The 15,103-nt window shown below is 66.1% G+C and carries 13 protein-coding genes and 1 riboswitch; all 13 genes read right to left on the reverse strand.

Annotation, left to right across the window (positions count from 1 at the left end):
- Positions 1–46: 46 nt before the first annotated feature.
- Complete coding sequence (locus AAC640_RS08550; RefSeq protein WP_340265696.1) at positions 47–982, reverse strand: complex I NDUFA9 subunit family protein; 936 nt, start codon at positions 980–982, stop codon at positions 47–49.
- 99 nt (positions 983–1,081) lie between these two features.
- Positions 1,082–1,660 carry a TMEM165/GDT1 family protein gene (locus AAC640_RS08555; RefSeq protein WP_340265697.1) on the reverse strand — a complete coding sequence of 193 codons (579 nt, stop codon included), beginning with the start codon at positions 1,658–1,660 and terminating at the stop codon, positions 1,082–1,084.
- A 54-nt stretch (positions 1,661–1,714) separates the two neighbouring features.
- A riboswitch (yybP-ykoY riboswitch) is annotated at positions 1,715–1,882 on the reverse strand.
- Positions 1,883–1,991: 109 nt separating this feature from the next.
- Entirely contained in the window at positions 1,992–3,344 is a 1,353-nt protein-coding gene (locus AAC640_RS08560; protein WP_340265698.1) for a S41 family peptidase, read from the reverse strand.
- 88 nt (positions 3,345–3,432) lie between these two features.
- Positions 3,433–4,662: a murein hydrolase activator EnvC family protein gene (locus tag AAC640_RS08565; protein WP_340265699.1), complete on the reverse strand. Its 1,230-nt coding sequence runs from the start codon at positions 4,660–4,662 to the stop codon at positions 3,433–3,435.
- A gap of 97 nt (positions 4,663–4,759) precedes the next feature.
- On the reverse strand, positions 4,760–5,182 hold the full coding sequence (locus tag AAC640_RS08570; protein WP_340265700.1) for a 23S rRNA (pseudouridine(1915)-N(3))-methyltransferase RlmH: 423 nt from the start codon (positions 5,180–5,182) through the stop codon (positions 4,760–4,762).
- A gap of 99 nt (positions 5,183–5,281) precedes the next feature.
- A complete protein-coding gene (gene rsfS, locus AAC640_RS08575; RefSeq protein WP_340265701.1) occupies positions 5,282–5,671 on the reverse strand; it encodes a ribosome silencing factor in 390 nt (129 codons plus the stop codon).
- A gap of 12 nt (positions 5,672–5,683) precedes the next feature.
- Entirely contained in the window at positions 5,684–6,349 is a 666-nt protein-coding gene (locus AAC640_RS08580; protein WP_340265729.1) for a nicotinate-nucleotide adenylyltransferase, read from the reverse strand.
- A 76-nt stretch (positions 6,350–6,425) separates the two neighbouring features.
- Complete coding sequence (locus AAC640_RS08585) at positions 6,426–7,859, reverse strand: DNA recombination protein RmuC (RefSeq protein ID WP_340265702.1); 1,434 nt, start codon at positions 7,857–7,859, stop codon at positions 6,426–6,428.
- A gap of 62 nt (positions 7,860–7,921) precedes the next feature.
- Positions 7,922–9,094 (reverse strand): aminotransferase, encoded by a 1,173-nt coding sequence (locus AAC640_RS08590; protein WP_340265703.1) that lies wholly within the window; start codon positions 9,092–9,094, stop codon positions 7,922–7,924.
- A gap of 102 nt (positions 9,095–9,196) precedes the next feature.
- A complete protein-coding gene (gene guaA, locus AAC640_RS08595; protein ID WP_340265704.1) occupies positions 9,197–10,756 on the reverse strand; it encodes a glutamine-hydrolyzing GMP synthase in 1,560 nt (519 codons plus the stop codon).
- A 91-nt stretch (positions 10,757–10,847) separates the two neighbouring features.
- Positions 10,848–12,083 (reverse strand): TCR/Tet family MFS transporter, encoded by a 1,236-nt coding sequence (locus AAC640_RS08600; RefSeq protein ID WP_340265705.1) that lies wholly within the window; start codon positions 12,081–12,083, stop codon positions 10,848–10,850.
- 132 nt (positions 12,084–12,215) lie between these two features.
- A complete protein-coding gene (locus tag AAC640_RS08605; protein ID WP_340265706.1) occupies positions 12,216–12,770 on the reverse strand; it encodes a hypothetical protein in 555 nt (184 codons plus the stop codon).
- Between the two features lie 70 nt (positions 12,771–12,840).
- Entirely contained in the window at positions 12,841–15,018 is a 2,178-nt protein-coding gene (locus tag AAC640_RS08610; protein WP_340265707.1) for a prolyl oligopeptidase family serine peptidase, read from the reverse strand.
- Between the last annotated feature and the right edge of the window lie 85 nt (positions 15,019–15,103).

Raw genomic sequence — 15,103 nt, forward strand, 5'->3', positions numbered from 1 at the left:
GGCACGGGCAGTCGCAGGCGTCTGTCGCCCTGCCGCCTCATGCGGTTCAGGCCTTCACCCGACCGGCGAAGCGGCCGTGCCGGCGATACCGCACCAGCCAGCTTTCCGCGACGGCCTCCATCGGCGTGGGCGCGACGCCGAGGTCGGTCAGACCCAACGCGCCCGGCGCCACGACATTGTGCTGCTGAAGCATGTCATACTGGTCGCGGGTAATCGGCGCGCCCGGCAGCCAGCCAAAACTGGCGATCAGGGATGCGAGGGAGCCGGGCACCGCCACCATGCTGCGTTCACGGCCGATGGCGCGCGCGATCCAGGCGTTGAGCTCCATCATGCTGAGCTGCCTGGGACCGCCCAGTTCGTAGGTCTTGCCCCCGTGACTGTCCGGGTTCGCCGCCGCTTCCGCGATCGCCTTCGCCACGTCGGCGACATAGACGGGCTGGAACTTCGTGTCGGCGCTTATCACCGGCACCACCGGCAGGCGGGCGATCATTTCGGCGAAACGGTTGAGGAAGCGGTCTTCCGGCCCGAAGATGATGGACGGGCGGATGATCGTCGCGGTGGGGAAGGCCGCCACGACGGCCGCCTCGCCCGCCGCCTTCGACCGGCCATAGCCCGAGGCGCTGCGAGCGTCCGCGCCGATGGCGGAGACATGCACCAGCGCCCTGGCGCCCGCCTCTGCCGCAGCCCGTGCAACATTGGCCGCGCCTTCCCGGTGCGTGCCGTCAAAGTCGCCGTTCAGCACCCCGACAAGATTGATGACGATGTCGCTGCCGGCCACCGCGCGAGCGACGCTCTGCGGCTTGCGGACGTCGGCGGCGACCAGCTGCTTCTGGCCCAGGGCGCCCAGCGGCTGCACGCGCACCGCCGATGCCAGGTCGCGTTGGGCCACGCGCACCCGCGCGCCGCGCTCCATCAACTCCTGCGCCACCTGGCGGCCCAGGAATCCGCCGCCGCCGAACACCGTTACCAGACTGTTCTTCATCACGCGATCCATGCCTGTCCTGCTTGGGGAATGTCGTGCCATCCCCTTGCAACAGCCGCCGCCCGCTGGCAACCGCTCCAGCGGCGGCAACGGTCCTTTTTAGCCGATCCACCCCTGGAGATCGGCGATCATCCACAGGCCAAGACCCAGGAAAAGCAATGCCGCGCCGACCTGAAGCGCCCGCATCGGCACCTTCCGGGCCAGCGCCTCGCCGAACAGCACGGCAGGAACATTGGCGATCATCATGCCCAGCGTGGTGCCGGCGGTCACCGCGAAGACATTGTCGAACCGGGCGCCCAGGGCCACCGTGGCTATCTGGGTCTTGTCGCCCATTTCCACCAGGAAGAAGGCAACAAGCGTCGTCACGAACACGCCGGCCCTGGTTGGCGCCCTGAGCGGTTCATCCTCGTCGAACCTATCGGGTATCAACGTCCAGCAGGCCATGGCGATGAAGCTGGCCGCCACGGCATAGCGGAACCAGCCTTGCGTCAGAACCCCGGCGATCGAATGACCAACGAGCGCGGCCAGGAAATGATTGGCCATGGTCGCGACAAATATGCCCAGGATGATCGGCAACGGCTTGCGGAAGCGGGTAGCGAGCAACATCGCGAGCAATTGCGTCTTGTCGCCCATTTCGGCGAGCGCGACCAGGGCGGTGGAGGTAAGAAGAGCTTCCATGCGGCAATCCGGGGGCCGGGCGAAGGGTTGAAGACGCAATGCCACCGCCTTCTCGCGCCCGGCCGGACAACGAAAAGCCGGTGCCATTGGTCTCGCCTGACGGAAAGTGCGCGCATGACGCACAGTTCCGATCCCGCATGCCACGACCTCTCGGCCAATTATGTTGACATGCGGCCCGCCCGTTTCATGCGGACGGCTGGCTACTCCCCAGATGACGAGCGGCGTCTAGGCCCGACTGATCCGGAACACAAGGGGGGAAAAGGCGCCGGGCGGCGTGGTGCTTCAACGGCGGGGGAGGCGGGGCGAACATCGCCCCGCCCTGTGCCTTCTTTCAGGGTCTGGCGGTCTTGCGCGCCGGGGTATCGGCCTGCGCGACAATCGCCCCGGGCTTGCCGGCCAGTCGCGCGATCGTCTTCAACGCATAGTCCAGCTGGAAATCCTCAATCCCCTTCTTCTTCAATTCCTCAGCCGTCATGGTGAAGCGCGGATCGTCCTTCACGTCCTCTTCCAGCGCCGCATTGTCGGTCTTGATCTCATTGATGAGGTGCCGGCGCAGATCGCTTTCGCGGAATTTGGGGCGGTTCTTGTAGTCCGGATCGGACAACTGCGGCACCTTGACGTCAGGATCGATACCGCCTTCCTGCACCGATCGGCCCGAGGGCGTATAATAGCGGGCAGTGGTCAGCTTGAGCGCGGTCGTGTTGGTGAGCGGCAGCATGGTCTGCACGCTGCCCTTGCCGAAGCTGCGCTCGCCCATCACCAGCGCGCGATGCTGGTCCTGCAACGCGCCCGCGACGATTTCGGATGCGGAAGCCGACCCCGCGTCCACCAGCACGATCAGCGGCAGGCCCTTCGCGTCGTCGCCGGGCTTGGCATAATAGCGTTCGACATCGCCCTTGTTGCGGCCGCGCTGCGACACGATCTCGCCGCGTTCCAGGAAGCTGTCGCTGACCGACACGGCTTCGTCGAGGAGGCCGCCGGGATTGGAACGCAGGTCCAGTATATAGCCGACCGGCTTGTGGCCGAGGCTCTTGTCGATGCTGCGGATCGCCTGCCGCAGATCAGCGCCGGTATTGGCGGAAAAGCTGACGATGGTAATCACGCCGACATTGTTCTTCACTTCCCACTTCACCGGCTTGAGCTGGATGATCTCGCGGGTGAGGGTCAGGTCGATCGGCTTGTCGCGGCCGGGCCGGACGACCGTCAGCTTGATGACGGTGCCAGGCGCCCCGCGCATCTTGTCGACCGCTTCGTCGAGCGTGCCGCCATAGATGAGCTGACCGTCGATATGCGTGATATAGTCGCCGGACTTGATGCCCGCGCGCCAGGCGGGCGTGTCCTGTGTCGGGGCGATCACCTTGACCGCGCCATCCTCCTGCGTCACGGACAGGCCAAGGCCGCCATAGCTGCCCTCTGTCTGGGTGCGCAGATTGGCGAAGTCGCGCGCGTCGAGGAAGCTGGAATGCGGGTCAAGGCTGGCGAGCATGCCGTCGATGGCGCCCTTGATCAGCTTTTCATCGTCGACCTTTTCGACATAGTCGCTGCGGACTTTCTGGAACACGTCCATGAATTCGTCGAGCGCCTTGTAGCTGCTTGCTTCCCCGTCGGCGAGGGCAGCGGTGGTGGCGGGGATGAGCGCGAGCGCGCCAAGGGCAACGGCGCCCCGGAAGAAATTGGAAGTCATCGCTGTCCTGAGTCCTGGCATCTAGCTTTCTGTATAGGCGCAACGTCGGGGATAAGCAAAAGGGGCGGGGCGAGAATCCTGTCCCCCTTCAAAGCCCGGCGAGGGGCACGATATCGACCGGCCGGCCGTTGCGCCGCAATTCGATGGTGATGCTGGGACGGCCCGGCCCGGCATTGCCCAGCGGATCGCCCTGCCGGACCGTCTCGCCTACCGCCGCGCTCAAGCGCAGCAGGCCGGTGATCAATGTCGTCCAGCCGCCGCCGTGATCGATGATGAGGATCTGGCCATAGCCGCGATAGGGCCCGGCAAAGACGATCCGGCCCGCGGTCGGCGCCACCGCAAGCGCGCCTGCCTGCGTGACGATCGTGAGACCGCGCGAGCGCACGCCGCTGTCCGACAGCTCGCCCATGCCGGTGACCAGCTGACCCATCACCGGCATGCGATAGGCAGGCGTGCCGATCGCGTCGCGTTCTGGCGTGGGAGGTGGTGCGGCGGCCAGGTCGGGACGCGCCGGCCGCAGCACCGGGCCGGGCAATTGCGCCAGCTCGTCGCGCAGGTCGCCCGCCTGTTCCAGACGGTCCATCAGGTCGACAATGTCGCGCGCCCGTTCGCCCAATGCCAGCGCGCGTTCGCTTTCAAGGTCCGCATTGGCGCGATAGCCCCGTTCGGCAACGCGCTTTTGCGTCTCCAGCCGCGCCAGGGCGGTTTGCCGGTTCCGCAGGTCGGCCTGTCCCTGCGCCAGCGAGGCGGCGGCCTGTTCGGCGCTGTGGCGCAGGGCGCGGCTGCGATCCAGATCGGCGCGCATGCCGGCGGTGCGCTGCTCGATCACGGGCAGCACCTGCCCCAGCACCGCGCGCATGTGGACCGCGTCGCTGACGCTGCCGGGCTGCACCAGGGCGAGCGCCAGCGGGCGGCGCGCGATCATTTGCAGGGCGGCGGTGAGGCGCACGACCGGCTCCTGCTTCGCGGCAAGGCGCGCGGCCTGCGCGCTTTGCAGTCGGGCGATGATGGCGATTCGCGCCTGCGCCGCCTGTATCTCCGCTTCCGACTGCTGGATGCGCGCGGCGAGGGCGGCGGCGCGGCGGCGCGCCTGTTCGGCCTCATCCCGCGCGGCGGTCGCCTGCTGTTCCAGCCTTTCCGACCGGTCGCGCGCGCGTTCGGATTGCAGCCGCGCGGCCTTGAGCGCGGCCTGCTCCTGCTGGAGGCTCGTGCCGCCGGTTCCCAGGATCGCGCCCGGACCATCAGCGGCGGGCAGGCGGCTGCCGCAGAGGACTGCCAGTCCCCCCACAATCGCCACGCTGATCGCAATCCGCCTCACGCTGATCCCCCGTCGGCCGGCGCCTTGGCCCGCCTTGTCCTGACTAGGCGGAAATGGGCGTGAGTGTCGAGCATGGACCGGACGCCGGCGCGCGTGCTCATCCTTCGCGATGATAGGGGTGGCCCGCCAGGATCGAGCAGGCGCGCCAGAGCTGTTCCGCCAGCATCGCGCGCGCCATCATGTGCGGCCAGGTCATGGCGCCAAAGGCGATGAGCAGGTCGGCGTCAGCGCGCGCGTCGTCATCGAAGCCGTCGGCCGCGCCGATGAGGAAGCGACATTCGCGGATGCCGCTGTCGCGCCACCCTTCGATCCGCTTCGCGAAATCCATGGAATTGAGCTGCCGCCCCTTTTCGTCCAGCATTGCCGTCACCGTGCCGGGCGCGGCGGGGGGCAGTTTGCCGCCTCTGTCAGGCAGCTCGGTGACGCGGTGCGGCATGGTGAGCCGCTTCATGTAACGCTCGACCAGCTCCGATTCGGCCGATCGGCCGATCTTCCCGCGCGCGATGATGTGGAGGAGCACGTCACTCTCCGTTCGCCTCAAGCCGTGGCCCAGACAGGTTTCAGATGCACTCGTCAGCCGCCACGGGTCGCGCGCTGGCCCGAACCCGGCGGTGGCGGGTCAGGCGGTTCCGGCGACCGGCGCGTCCACAAAGCCCCACATCCGCTCCAGATTGTAGAAGCTGCGCACTTCCGGACGGAACAGGTGGACGATCACGTCGCCGGCATCGATCAACACCCAGTCGGCCACCGGCAGGCCTTCGACCCGCGCGGAGCGGCCGGTCGCGGCCTTGATCCTGTCAGCGAGCTTCTGCGCCATCGAGGCGACCTGGCGCGACGAACGGCCGCTGGCGATCACCATGTGGTCGGCGATGCTGCTCTTGCCTTCGAGGGGGATGGAGATGGTTTCCTGCGCCTGGTCGTCGTCGAGCGACTGGAGGACAAGGGCATGCAGGGCGGCAACGCTTTCGGCACCAGGGGCCGTGTCGTTGGCGGGGTTGGGTCTGGTCAAAGATGCTCCATTCTAGACAGTCAGCCGGCGCGTGAGCGGGTCGCGCACACGCACATGTTCATATTCGCGATGCCAGAGGGGAATAGCCTGCCGCAGCAGGGTTGCCGATCTCGGATCAGGGCGAAAGCGCAAAAGCACAAGCGCCGGCGGTCTCCAATCCGTCCAGTCAGCACTCTGGCGCGCGGGCCGGACGAAACGCCGCAGCCAGGCCATGGCCCCAGAGCCACGGGCAGAGTCATCATAACCGGGCCGGGCAATCACGGCAATGGGGATTCGCCGCGCGATGCCGCGCCAGTCCTTCCACTGGCCGAACTGCGCCAGATTGTCGGCGCCCATGAGCCAGATAAAGCGGTTGTGCGGGAAGCGCGCCTGGATCGCGGTGATCGTGTCGACGCTATAGCGCGTCCGCAGATGCTGTTCGATCGCGGTCGCGCGAATCGGCGCGCGCCGGGCGACGTGGCGCGCCCGCGCCAGCCGGCTACCGAGCGGCGCCATGCCTGCCCGGGGCTTCAGTGGATTGCCGGGGGACACCAGCCACCAGACCTCGTCGAGCCGTAAAGCCTTGGCCGCGAACAATGAAATGGCGCGATGCCCGCCATGCGCCGGATTGAAGGAGCCGCCGAGGAGGCCGATGCGTGCCATGGCATGCGCATGCCAGTTGCCATTGCGCCGCGCAATGCCGCAGTTCCGGCTCCATGATAGTTAGCCAACTAACAAGGCCGGCGTGTCACCCGAAGTGGGAAGGGGCCAAGCTCTACTCAGCTGCTTCGGAGATCGCGCCGGGCAGAATCCGGAGCGCTTCGGGCGAGGCGGGTTCGCGAACGAGGGCTTCGACCGGTTCCAGTTGCTCTAGTTCGCGCCCGCCGGTTTCGATATTGAGGTCGCGCAGTTTGCGGCCGGTCACCAGCACCCGGCCTTCGAAGCTGCCGACGAAGCTGTTATAGTCGCTGACCGCACCGTTCAGCCGATTGCCAAGCTTCTTGAGCGAGGCCGCCGCCGCCGCCAGGCGCTCGTACAACTCCTTGCCCAGCGCCCCGATGCGCTTGGCCTCGTCCGCCATTTTTTCCTGACGCCATACCGCCGCGACCGTGCGGGCGATCGCGATGAGATTGGTCGGGGTCGCCAGCAAGACGCGCTTGCCAAAGGCATGGTCCCAGAGCTGCGGATCATGTTCCAGCGCGGCCGACAGGAAATGTTCGCCGGGCACGAACATGATGACATAGTCGGGCGCGTCTTCGAACTGGTCGGCATAGGCCTTGCGTCCCAGGGTTTCGACATGCGCCCGCATCGCCGCGGCATGAGCCGACAGGAGACGCTTGCGGTCCTCGTCCCCTTCTGCGCCATAGGCATCCTGATAGGTGTTCAGTGACACCTTGGCGTCAATCACGAGCGATCGGCCGCCCGGCACCCGCAGGATCGCGTCCGGGCGCAGCCTGCCATCCTCGCCTTCGACACTGACCTCAGTGTGGAAATCGACATATTCGCTGAGGCCGCACGTCTCCAGCACGTTGCGCAGCTGCTGTTCCCCCCAGCGTCCGCGCGCCTTGGGGGCATGGCGCAGCGAGTCCACCAGCCGCTGCGCCTCGGCGCGCACCGCTTCCTGGCCGCTCTTCATCGATTCGATCTCGCCGCGCAGGATGCCATAGGCTTCGGTGCGCTGCTGTTCGATCTGGGTGATCTTCTGGTCGTAGCGCTGGATCGTCTCGTTCACCGGATGCAGCAGCTGCTTGAGCTGCGCCTCGCTTTTCTCATGCGCCTGCGACAGGCGCTGGTCGGCCCTTTCCAGGAAATGGGCCTGCGCCTGATGGAGCAATTTGCCGCCAATCTCGCTGAATTGGGCGGAAAGCTGTTCCTTCGCGTCCTTAAGAGCAGCGATCTGCGCCTCAAAAGCCTCGGCACGCGCCCGCGTGTCGGAACGCAGCGCCGCCAGTTCGCGAACGGCCAGTTCGCGAGCGGCACGCTCATCCTCCAGCCGTTGCGACAACTGACCGGCCTGAGCCGCGCGCTCCTGCGCCACGACAAGTTCCTGGAGCGCCCCGTTGCGCTGGTTCGTGACGCCTTCGAGGCGGGAGAGCAGGTCGGCCCGTTCGGCGGCGAGCGATGCCAGCGCCCTGCCCCTTAGCAGCCAACCGACACCGATCCCGGCAAGCAGCGATATCAGGATGAGAATGACGGCCAAATTGTCCATCGCTGCCCCTTTCAAGAACGAAAGGTGAATCTAGCCGCCCGGCGCCAGCGTCGCAACCCTCGTCACGTCAGTGTGGCGCGGAAAGCGACAAGGCGCGCGACCGCGTCGTCCAGGACGCTGTCCGCCTTCGTGAAACACAGCCTTACCAGATGCCGCACCGAATGGTCCGGATAGAAGGCGGAAACGGGGATTGCCGCCACGCCCGCTTCTTCGAGGAGGCGGTCGCAGAAGGTCACATCATCGAGCGCAATCGCCGAAGCTGAAAGGTCGATGATAACGAACCATGTGCCGCCGCCTTCCCGAACCACGAAGCCGCCGGACCGCAACCCGTTCACCAGCCGATCGCGCGATGCCTGATAGTGGGCGCGCATGGCGGCGAACCAGTCACCGGGCAGCGCCAGCCCTTCCGTCACGGCCCATTGAAGATTGGGCGGGGTCGTGAAGGTCAGGAACTGGTGCGCCCGTCCGAGCAGCTTCGCGAGGGGCTCTGTCGCGCACATCCATCCGATTTTCCAGCCCGTGAGGGCGAAGATCTTGCCCGCCGAGCCGATCTTGACCGTCCGATCGCGCATCCCCGGAACGGTGATGAGCGGCCGGTGTGTGATGCCGTCGAAGGTGACATGTTCCCAGACTTCGTCGCAGATGGCGATCAGGTTCCGTTCGACGCAAAATTCCGCGATCAGCCGAAGATCTTCGGCCGGCATGACCGTGCCGGTCGGGTTCAGGGGATTGTTGAGTAGCAGGAAGCGTGTCGCCGGTGTGGCCGCCCTGTCCAGATCATCCTTGGAGATGCGCCACGAAGGGGGCGCCAAGGCTATCACACGCGCGACGCCGCCGGCGCGTTCTATGAGCGGCAGATAGGCATCGTAGAGCGGCGCGAACAGGATCACCTCGTCACCCGGCCGGATCAAGGCGAGCAGGCTGGCGGCGATCGCCTCCGTCGCGCCCGAGGTGACGATGACTTCGTCGGGCTGGAAGTCGATTTGCTGATGGTCGCGATAATGCCGCGCCGCCGCCGCCCGCAGTTCGGGTATTCCGCCACTGGGGGGATATTGGTTGGACCTGTGGATCAACGCGTCGGCCGCAGCGCGCAAAAGCGGCTCTGGGCCTTGCGCGTCGGGGAAACCCTGGCCCAGATTGATTGCGCCGCTTTGCCGCGCGCGGGCCGACATGCTTTCAAAGATCGTGGGCGGCATGTCCCGATAGACCGGGTGGCCGAAAGGGGCGGTGATCATGCACAAGCGCGTATCCCGCAGAGCGCCCCGAGTACAGCCCCCCTGATTATCCGACAGTGGCCGGCGGGAACGGAACGCCGTTCGCGCAAGGCCAGGCCGCCGTCATTCCCACTCGATCGTGCCGGGCGGCTTTGACGTATAGTCGTAGACGACGCGGTTGATGCCCTTGACCTCGTTGATGATGCGCGTGGCCACCCGGCTGAGGAAGGCGGCGTCAAAGGGGTAGATGTCGGCGGTCATGCCGTCGGTCGACGTTACCGCGCGCAGGGCGCAGACGCTGTCATAGGTCCGGTGGTCGCCCATCACGCCTACGGTACGGACGGGGAGCAGCACCGCAAAGGCCTGCCAGATCGCATCATAAAGGCCGGCGGTGCGGATTTCCTCCAGATAGATGGCGTCGGCCTTGCGCAGGATGTCGCAGCGTTCCTTGCTGACCTCGCCGGGGATGCGGATCGCGAGGCCAGGGCCAGGGAAGGGATGGCGTCCGACAAATACCTCTGGCAGGCCAAGTTCCCGGCCCAGCGCGCGAACCTCATCCTTGAACAGTTCGCGCAGCGGCTCGACCAGCTTCATGTTCATCCGCTCGGGCAGCCCGCCAACATTGTGGTGGCTCTTGATCGTCACGGACGGCCCGCCGGTGAAGCTGACGCTTTCGATCACGTCGGGATAGAGCGTGCCCTGCGCCAGGAAGGCCGCGCCGCCAATCTTCCTGGCTTCGGCCTCGAATACGTCGATGAAGGTCTTGCCGATGAACTTGCGCTTGGCCTCGGGATCGGTGACGCCTTCCAGCCCCTTCATGAACAGCGTTTCGGCGTTCACATGGACAAGCGGAATATTGTAGCTGCCCCGGAACAGCGAGACGACTTGTTCCGCCTCGCCGCTGCGCATCAGGCCATGATCGACGAAGACGCAGGTCAGCTGTTCGCCGATCGCTTCATGGATCAGCACGGCGGCGACCGCGCTGTCTACCCCGCCCGACAGGCCGCAGATCACCCTGCCGCTGCCCACCTGTTCCCGGATCTCGGCGATCTTGGTCGCGCGGAACTCCGCCATGGTCCAGTCACCCTTGAGGCCACAGACATGACGTACGAAATTGGCGAGCAGCTTGGCGCCATCGGGCGTGTGGACGACCTCGGGATGGAATTGGGTCGCGTAGAAGCGCTTGGCTTCATTGGCGGTCACCGCGAAGGGCGCGCCCTCGCTCACCGCGACCACTTCGAACCCCGGCGCGAGTTTCGTCACCTTGTCGCCATGGCTCATCCAGACCTGGTGACGCTCACCTTCGGACCAGAGACCGTCGAACAGGGCGCAGCGCTTCTTCACTTCGATGAAGGCGCGGCCGAACTCGCCGCTTTCGCCGCCTTCGACATGGCCGCCCATCTGCTGCATCATCGTCTGCTGGCCGTAGCAGATGCCCAGGATCGGAATGCCCGCGTCGAAGAAATGCTGCGGCGCGCGCGGGCTGTCCTCCCACATCACCGAGGAAGGGCCTCCCGACAAAATGATGCCCCGGGGCTTGAGCCGCTCATAGGCTTCGGCGGCGCTGTTGAACGGCGCGATTTCCGAATAGACCCCAGCCTCCCGGACGCGGCGCGCGATCAGCTGCGTCACCTGGCTGCCGAAATCCACGATGAGAATGGAATCCTGAAGGGGCAGCGTCATCGAATCGCCTTTATGAGCCAGAAGAAGAGGGATGGGGCGCGGTTAGTCGCAGCGCCGGGATATGTCCAGTTTGGCTTGGGACGCCACCGCCTCACAGCACTGCCTCCCCCTGCGGTTCGCGCTCCGCCGCCCAGCCGAGCAGCGCCGCCCCTGCCAAGACGGCGGCCGCGATCAGAAAGGCGCTGCCGACGAGAGGCAGAAGGGGGTGGTCGCCCACCGACATTGAATAGATGGCGCCGAAGAAGAGCGGGGAGATGATGCCAGCGATCGACCCGACGCTGTTGTTCGCACCCTGCAACTGTCCCTGTTCGGATTCCGACACGCGCGCCGTCATCAACGACTGGATGGTGGGCATGGCCAGGCCCCAGAGCGCATTGGGGAGCATCGCCGCGACGAACAGCCAGCCGTTGGGCGCGAGACCCATTGCGGCGATACCTACTGCGCCGAAAGTGAGTCCTGTCACCATCGTCCGGCGATCGCCCAGCCGTTTGACCACTGGCCCCACCAGCAACCCCTGCACGCCCATGTCCATGAGGCCGACCAGCGCCAACAGCGTGCCGACCTGCCACGCACCCCAGCCATAGCGGTCGCCGGCGTAGAGGACGAACACGGCTGAAAAGAGGTGATGCGCGAAATAGAGCAGGAAATTGACGATCGAAAGGCTCGACAATTCTGGGTGCGAGCGCAGCAGCTTCAGCGCGCCGAAGGGATTGGCCCGCTTCCACGAAAAGGCCATGCGCTTGGCGGGTTCAAGCGATTCCGGCAGCACCAGCAGCCCGTAGAGAAAGGCAAGAGCGGAGAGCCCTGCCGCTGCCCAGAAAGGCGCGCGCAGCGAGATTTCGCCCAGCACCCCGCCCAGCAGTGGCCCGGCCACGAAGCCGCCGCTGAATGCCGCGCCGACCAGGCCATAGCCGCGCGCCCTGCCTTCGGGCGGGGTTATGTCGGCCATGTAGGCGAAGGTCGAGGTGAAGCTTGACGATGTAACCCCCGCCAGCATGCGCCCGACCGCCAGCCACCAGAGATTGGGCGCCAGCGCCATCAGCAGGAAGTCGAGCGCGAGTCCGGCGACGGATATCAGGATCACAGGCCGCCGGCCGAAGCGGTCGGACAAGGAGCCGATGACCGGCGAACAGAGGAACTGCATGCCTGCCCACAAGGCGACGAACAGGCCATTCCACAGGCCCGCCGCGGTCGTCGACCCGGCAAGCTGCTCGATGAGTTGCGGCAGGACCGGGATGATGATCCCCATCGACATGACATCGAGCAGCGCGGTCACCAGGATGAACGCGACAGCAGCGGTGCGACGACGGGGAAAGGGCAGGGACATGGTGGCGGGAGCGCTCCTGATCGGCGCTCCTGCCTAAAGCCTCTCGGAAGCAAGGAGAAGCGCGGAAATCAAACCTTTATGGCGTGATGCCGCATCATGCCTGCCGGGCGGATCGGAAAAACAGGGTGAACGTCAGCGGTCCGCCCGATCCCGCCGGAAATAGACTTCCTGGATGCGCCCGTTGACGACGGTGCAGGTGAAATGGCGCAACCGCCCATCCTGAGCGCGCCAGCTGCTGCGTCGTTCGACATCGCCATCGATACTGAAACCGCTGCGTGTTTCACGGGGCGATTCCATCTGGCGTATCTCGGCATAGCCGCCGTTGCGCTCCGCCTCTTCGCGGGCCGCGATCGCGCAATCGTTCGTCAGCGCGTCGTTTTCGTCGTTGCCGGCGAGCGGCGGTCTCGCCCGGTCGCCGTCGTCGGTCGGGAGAGGCGGCTGCCGGTCCTGCTCGGCGCCGAGGACGTCGGAAAAATCATCCTCCGCCCGCGTCCGTCCGGATGGCCTGGCCTGGCTGTCCTGATCGGGTCGCGCCAGATCCTCATCATGATAGGCATCATCGTCGCCCTGGCCCGTTCCCACGGGCGGGGCATCGTAGCGCGGCTGCGTCTGTGCCATCGCACCGCCGCCCATCAGCAGCATCATGCCCAGCAGCGATCCCCTCATCCATGGCGAATTGCCCATCATGCCTTCCAGCTCCTCATCCAATCGGGCGCGTTCGATACGCGCGTCCGGCTGTCGCGGGGCTGAACGCGCCTTACGGTTCGTCGCGAACCTTGAGGCCCGTGTAGCGGGCGGCGAAGGCATAGCGGTCGGCATATTCGTCGATCAGCTGGTCGACCGGCTTGCCAGATCCATGGCCCGCACGCGTGTCGACCCGGATGAGGCGGGGTTTGGCGCCCAGATCGGCCGCCTGCAACGCGGCGGCATATTTGAAGCTGTGGGCCGGCACCACGCGATCATCGGTGTCGCCGGTGCTGACCAGGACGGCGGGATAATCCCGCCCCGGGCGGATATTGTGATAGGGGGAATAGGCGAGCAGGCGCTGAAAGTCCTCCTTCTTGTCCGGCGATCCATAATCGTCGATCCAGTAGCGGCCGGCAGTGAAGCGGTCGAACCGCACCATGTCCATCACGCCTACCGCGGGCAGCGCTGCGGCGAAGAGGGCGGGTCGCTGGTTCACCACCACGCCTACCAGGAGTCCGCCATTGGACTGCCCCTCGATCGCGAGGCCGTCCTTGCTGGTATAGCCCTGCGCCTTGAGCCACTCGCCAGCGGCGATGAAATCGTCGAATACATTCTGCTTGTTGGCGAGCCGGCCGGCGTCATGCCAGGCGCGGCCATATTCACCACCACCGCGCAGATTGGCGATCGCATAGACGCCGCCCTGTTCCAGCCAGGCGACCCGCGGCGGCGAATAGCCTGGGGTCAGGGAGATGTTGAAGCCGCCATAGCCATAGAGGATGGTCGGGGCGGGCGCTTTCGCAAGCGCCAGCGACCGTTTGCGGATGATCGTCATCGGGATCATCGTCCCGTCTTTCGACGGGTAGCTCACCTCTTCGATGCCGAACTGTTCGGGGTCGAACGGCAGGTCGGGGCGCGCGAACAGCCTGAAGCTGAGCGTTGCCGTGTCAAAACGGTAGATATTTGCGGGACTGACGAAGCCCGAAAAGCTGAAGAAGGTTTCCGGGTCGCCGCTTCGTCCGGCAAAGCCCGCCGCCGCGCCGATGCCGGGCAGCGGCACCTCACCGACGCGCCGGCCGTCCAGCTCGGTGAGTTCGGCGACGGTTTGCCCGTCGATCGCATAGGCGAGGATCAGCCGGTTGCCGACCAGCGCGCCGCCGGCGAGGGGGGCGGGTCGCTCGGCGATGACCTGCCGCCACCCCCGGCGCGGTCCGTGCGCGTCTATCGCGACCACGCGCAGATTGGGTGCGCCCCAGTCGGTGATGAAGTAGAGCGTCGATCCCTGATTGCCGATCAGCTGCCAGTCAAAGGAGATGCCCTTGACCAGCGTTCGCACGCGCACGCCGGCTCCGGTCAGTTCGGCGACATGCAGCTCCCGGCGGGGATTGGTCCCCTGGAAGGAACTGATCAGCAGCCAGCGGCCGTCGCCGGTGACCTGGGCCATATGGCCGAGCTTCGGCCGGCCCGGTGTCGCGTAGATCAGCTGGTCCTGGGCCTGTGGCTGACCCAGGCGGTGATAATATATCTGCTGGTCCACCGCGCTCGTCTGGAATGTCTGGCCTTCGGTCGGCGCGGCGAAGCGGCCGTAGAAAAAGCCCTCGCCACGCCCGTCCCAGGCGAGCTGGGAAAATTTCACCCACTCAATCCGGTCCTGGAGGAGGCGGCCGCTGTCGACGTCGAGCAGCCGCAACGTGCGCCAGTCGCTTCCCGCCTCCTGCACGGCATAGAGCAGAAGGCGACCATCGGGCGACGGCGCCCATTGGGCCAGCGCGGCGCTGCCATCCTTTGCCCAGTCATTGGGATCGATCAGCAGCCGCTGCGAACCGTTCAGCCCGTCCCGGACATAGAGGGGAGTCTGGTTCTGGAGTCCTGAATTATAGCCGTAGAAATAGCGGCCGCCCGCCTTGCGGGGCAGGGTGTAGCGGCCGTGAGCGAACAGCGCCTGCATCCGCTTGCGCAGGATTTCGCGCGCGGGAAGAGCATCAAGCACGCGGCGGGTGAGGGCGTTTTCACGCTCGACCCAGTCGCGCACCTGGGCATCGGCGCGAATGTCCTTTTCCAGCCAGCGATAGGGATCGGCGACCTTGATCCCGAAATGATCCTCGACCAGGTCGAGACGCGGCGCAGGCGGGTAATGCCGGGCCGTTTCGACCGCTTCCTGCGGGTGCGGCGCCCCGTTGCCGGGCTGGGCGGGCGCGGGACCCCCGGCCAGCAACAGAAGCCCTGCCAGAACCAGGCGAAAAACACGCATCCTCTGCCAGCTCATTATCCGGAAATGGAAACAGGCTGCGGCTTCGCGATGAAGCCGCAGCCTGTCAGTTCATGCAGGAGACCGC

Origin of the sequence: Sphingobium mellinum (assembly GCF_037860795.1) — a bacterium.
Lineage (GTDB): Bacteria > Pseudomonadota > Alphaproteobacteria > Sphingomonadales > Sphingomonadaceae > Sphingobium > Sphingobium mellinum.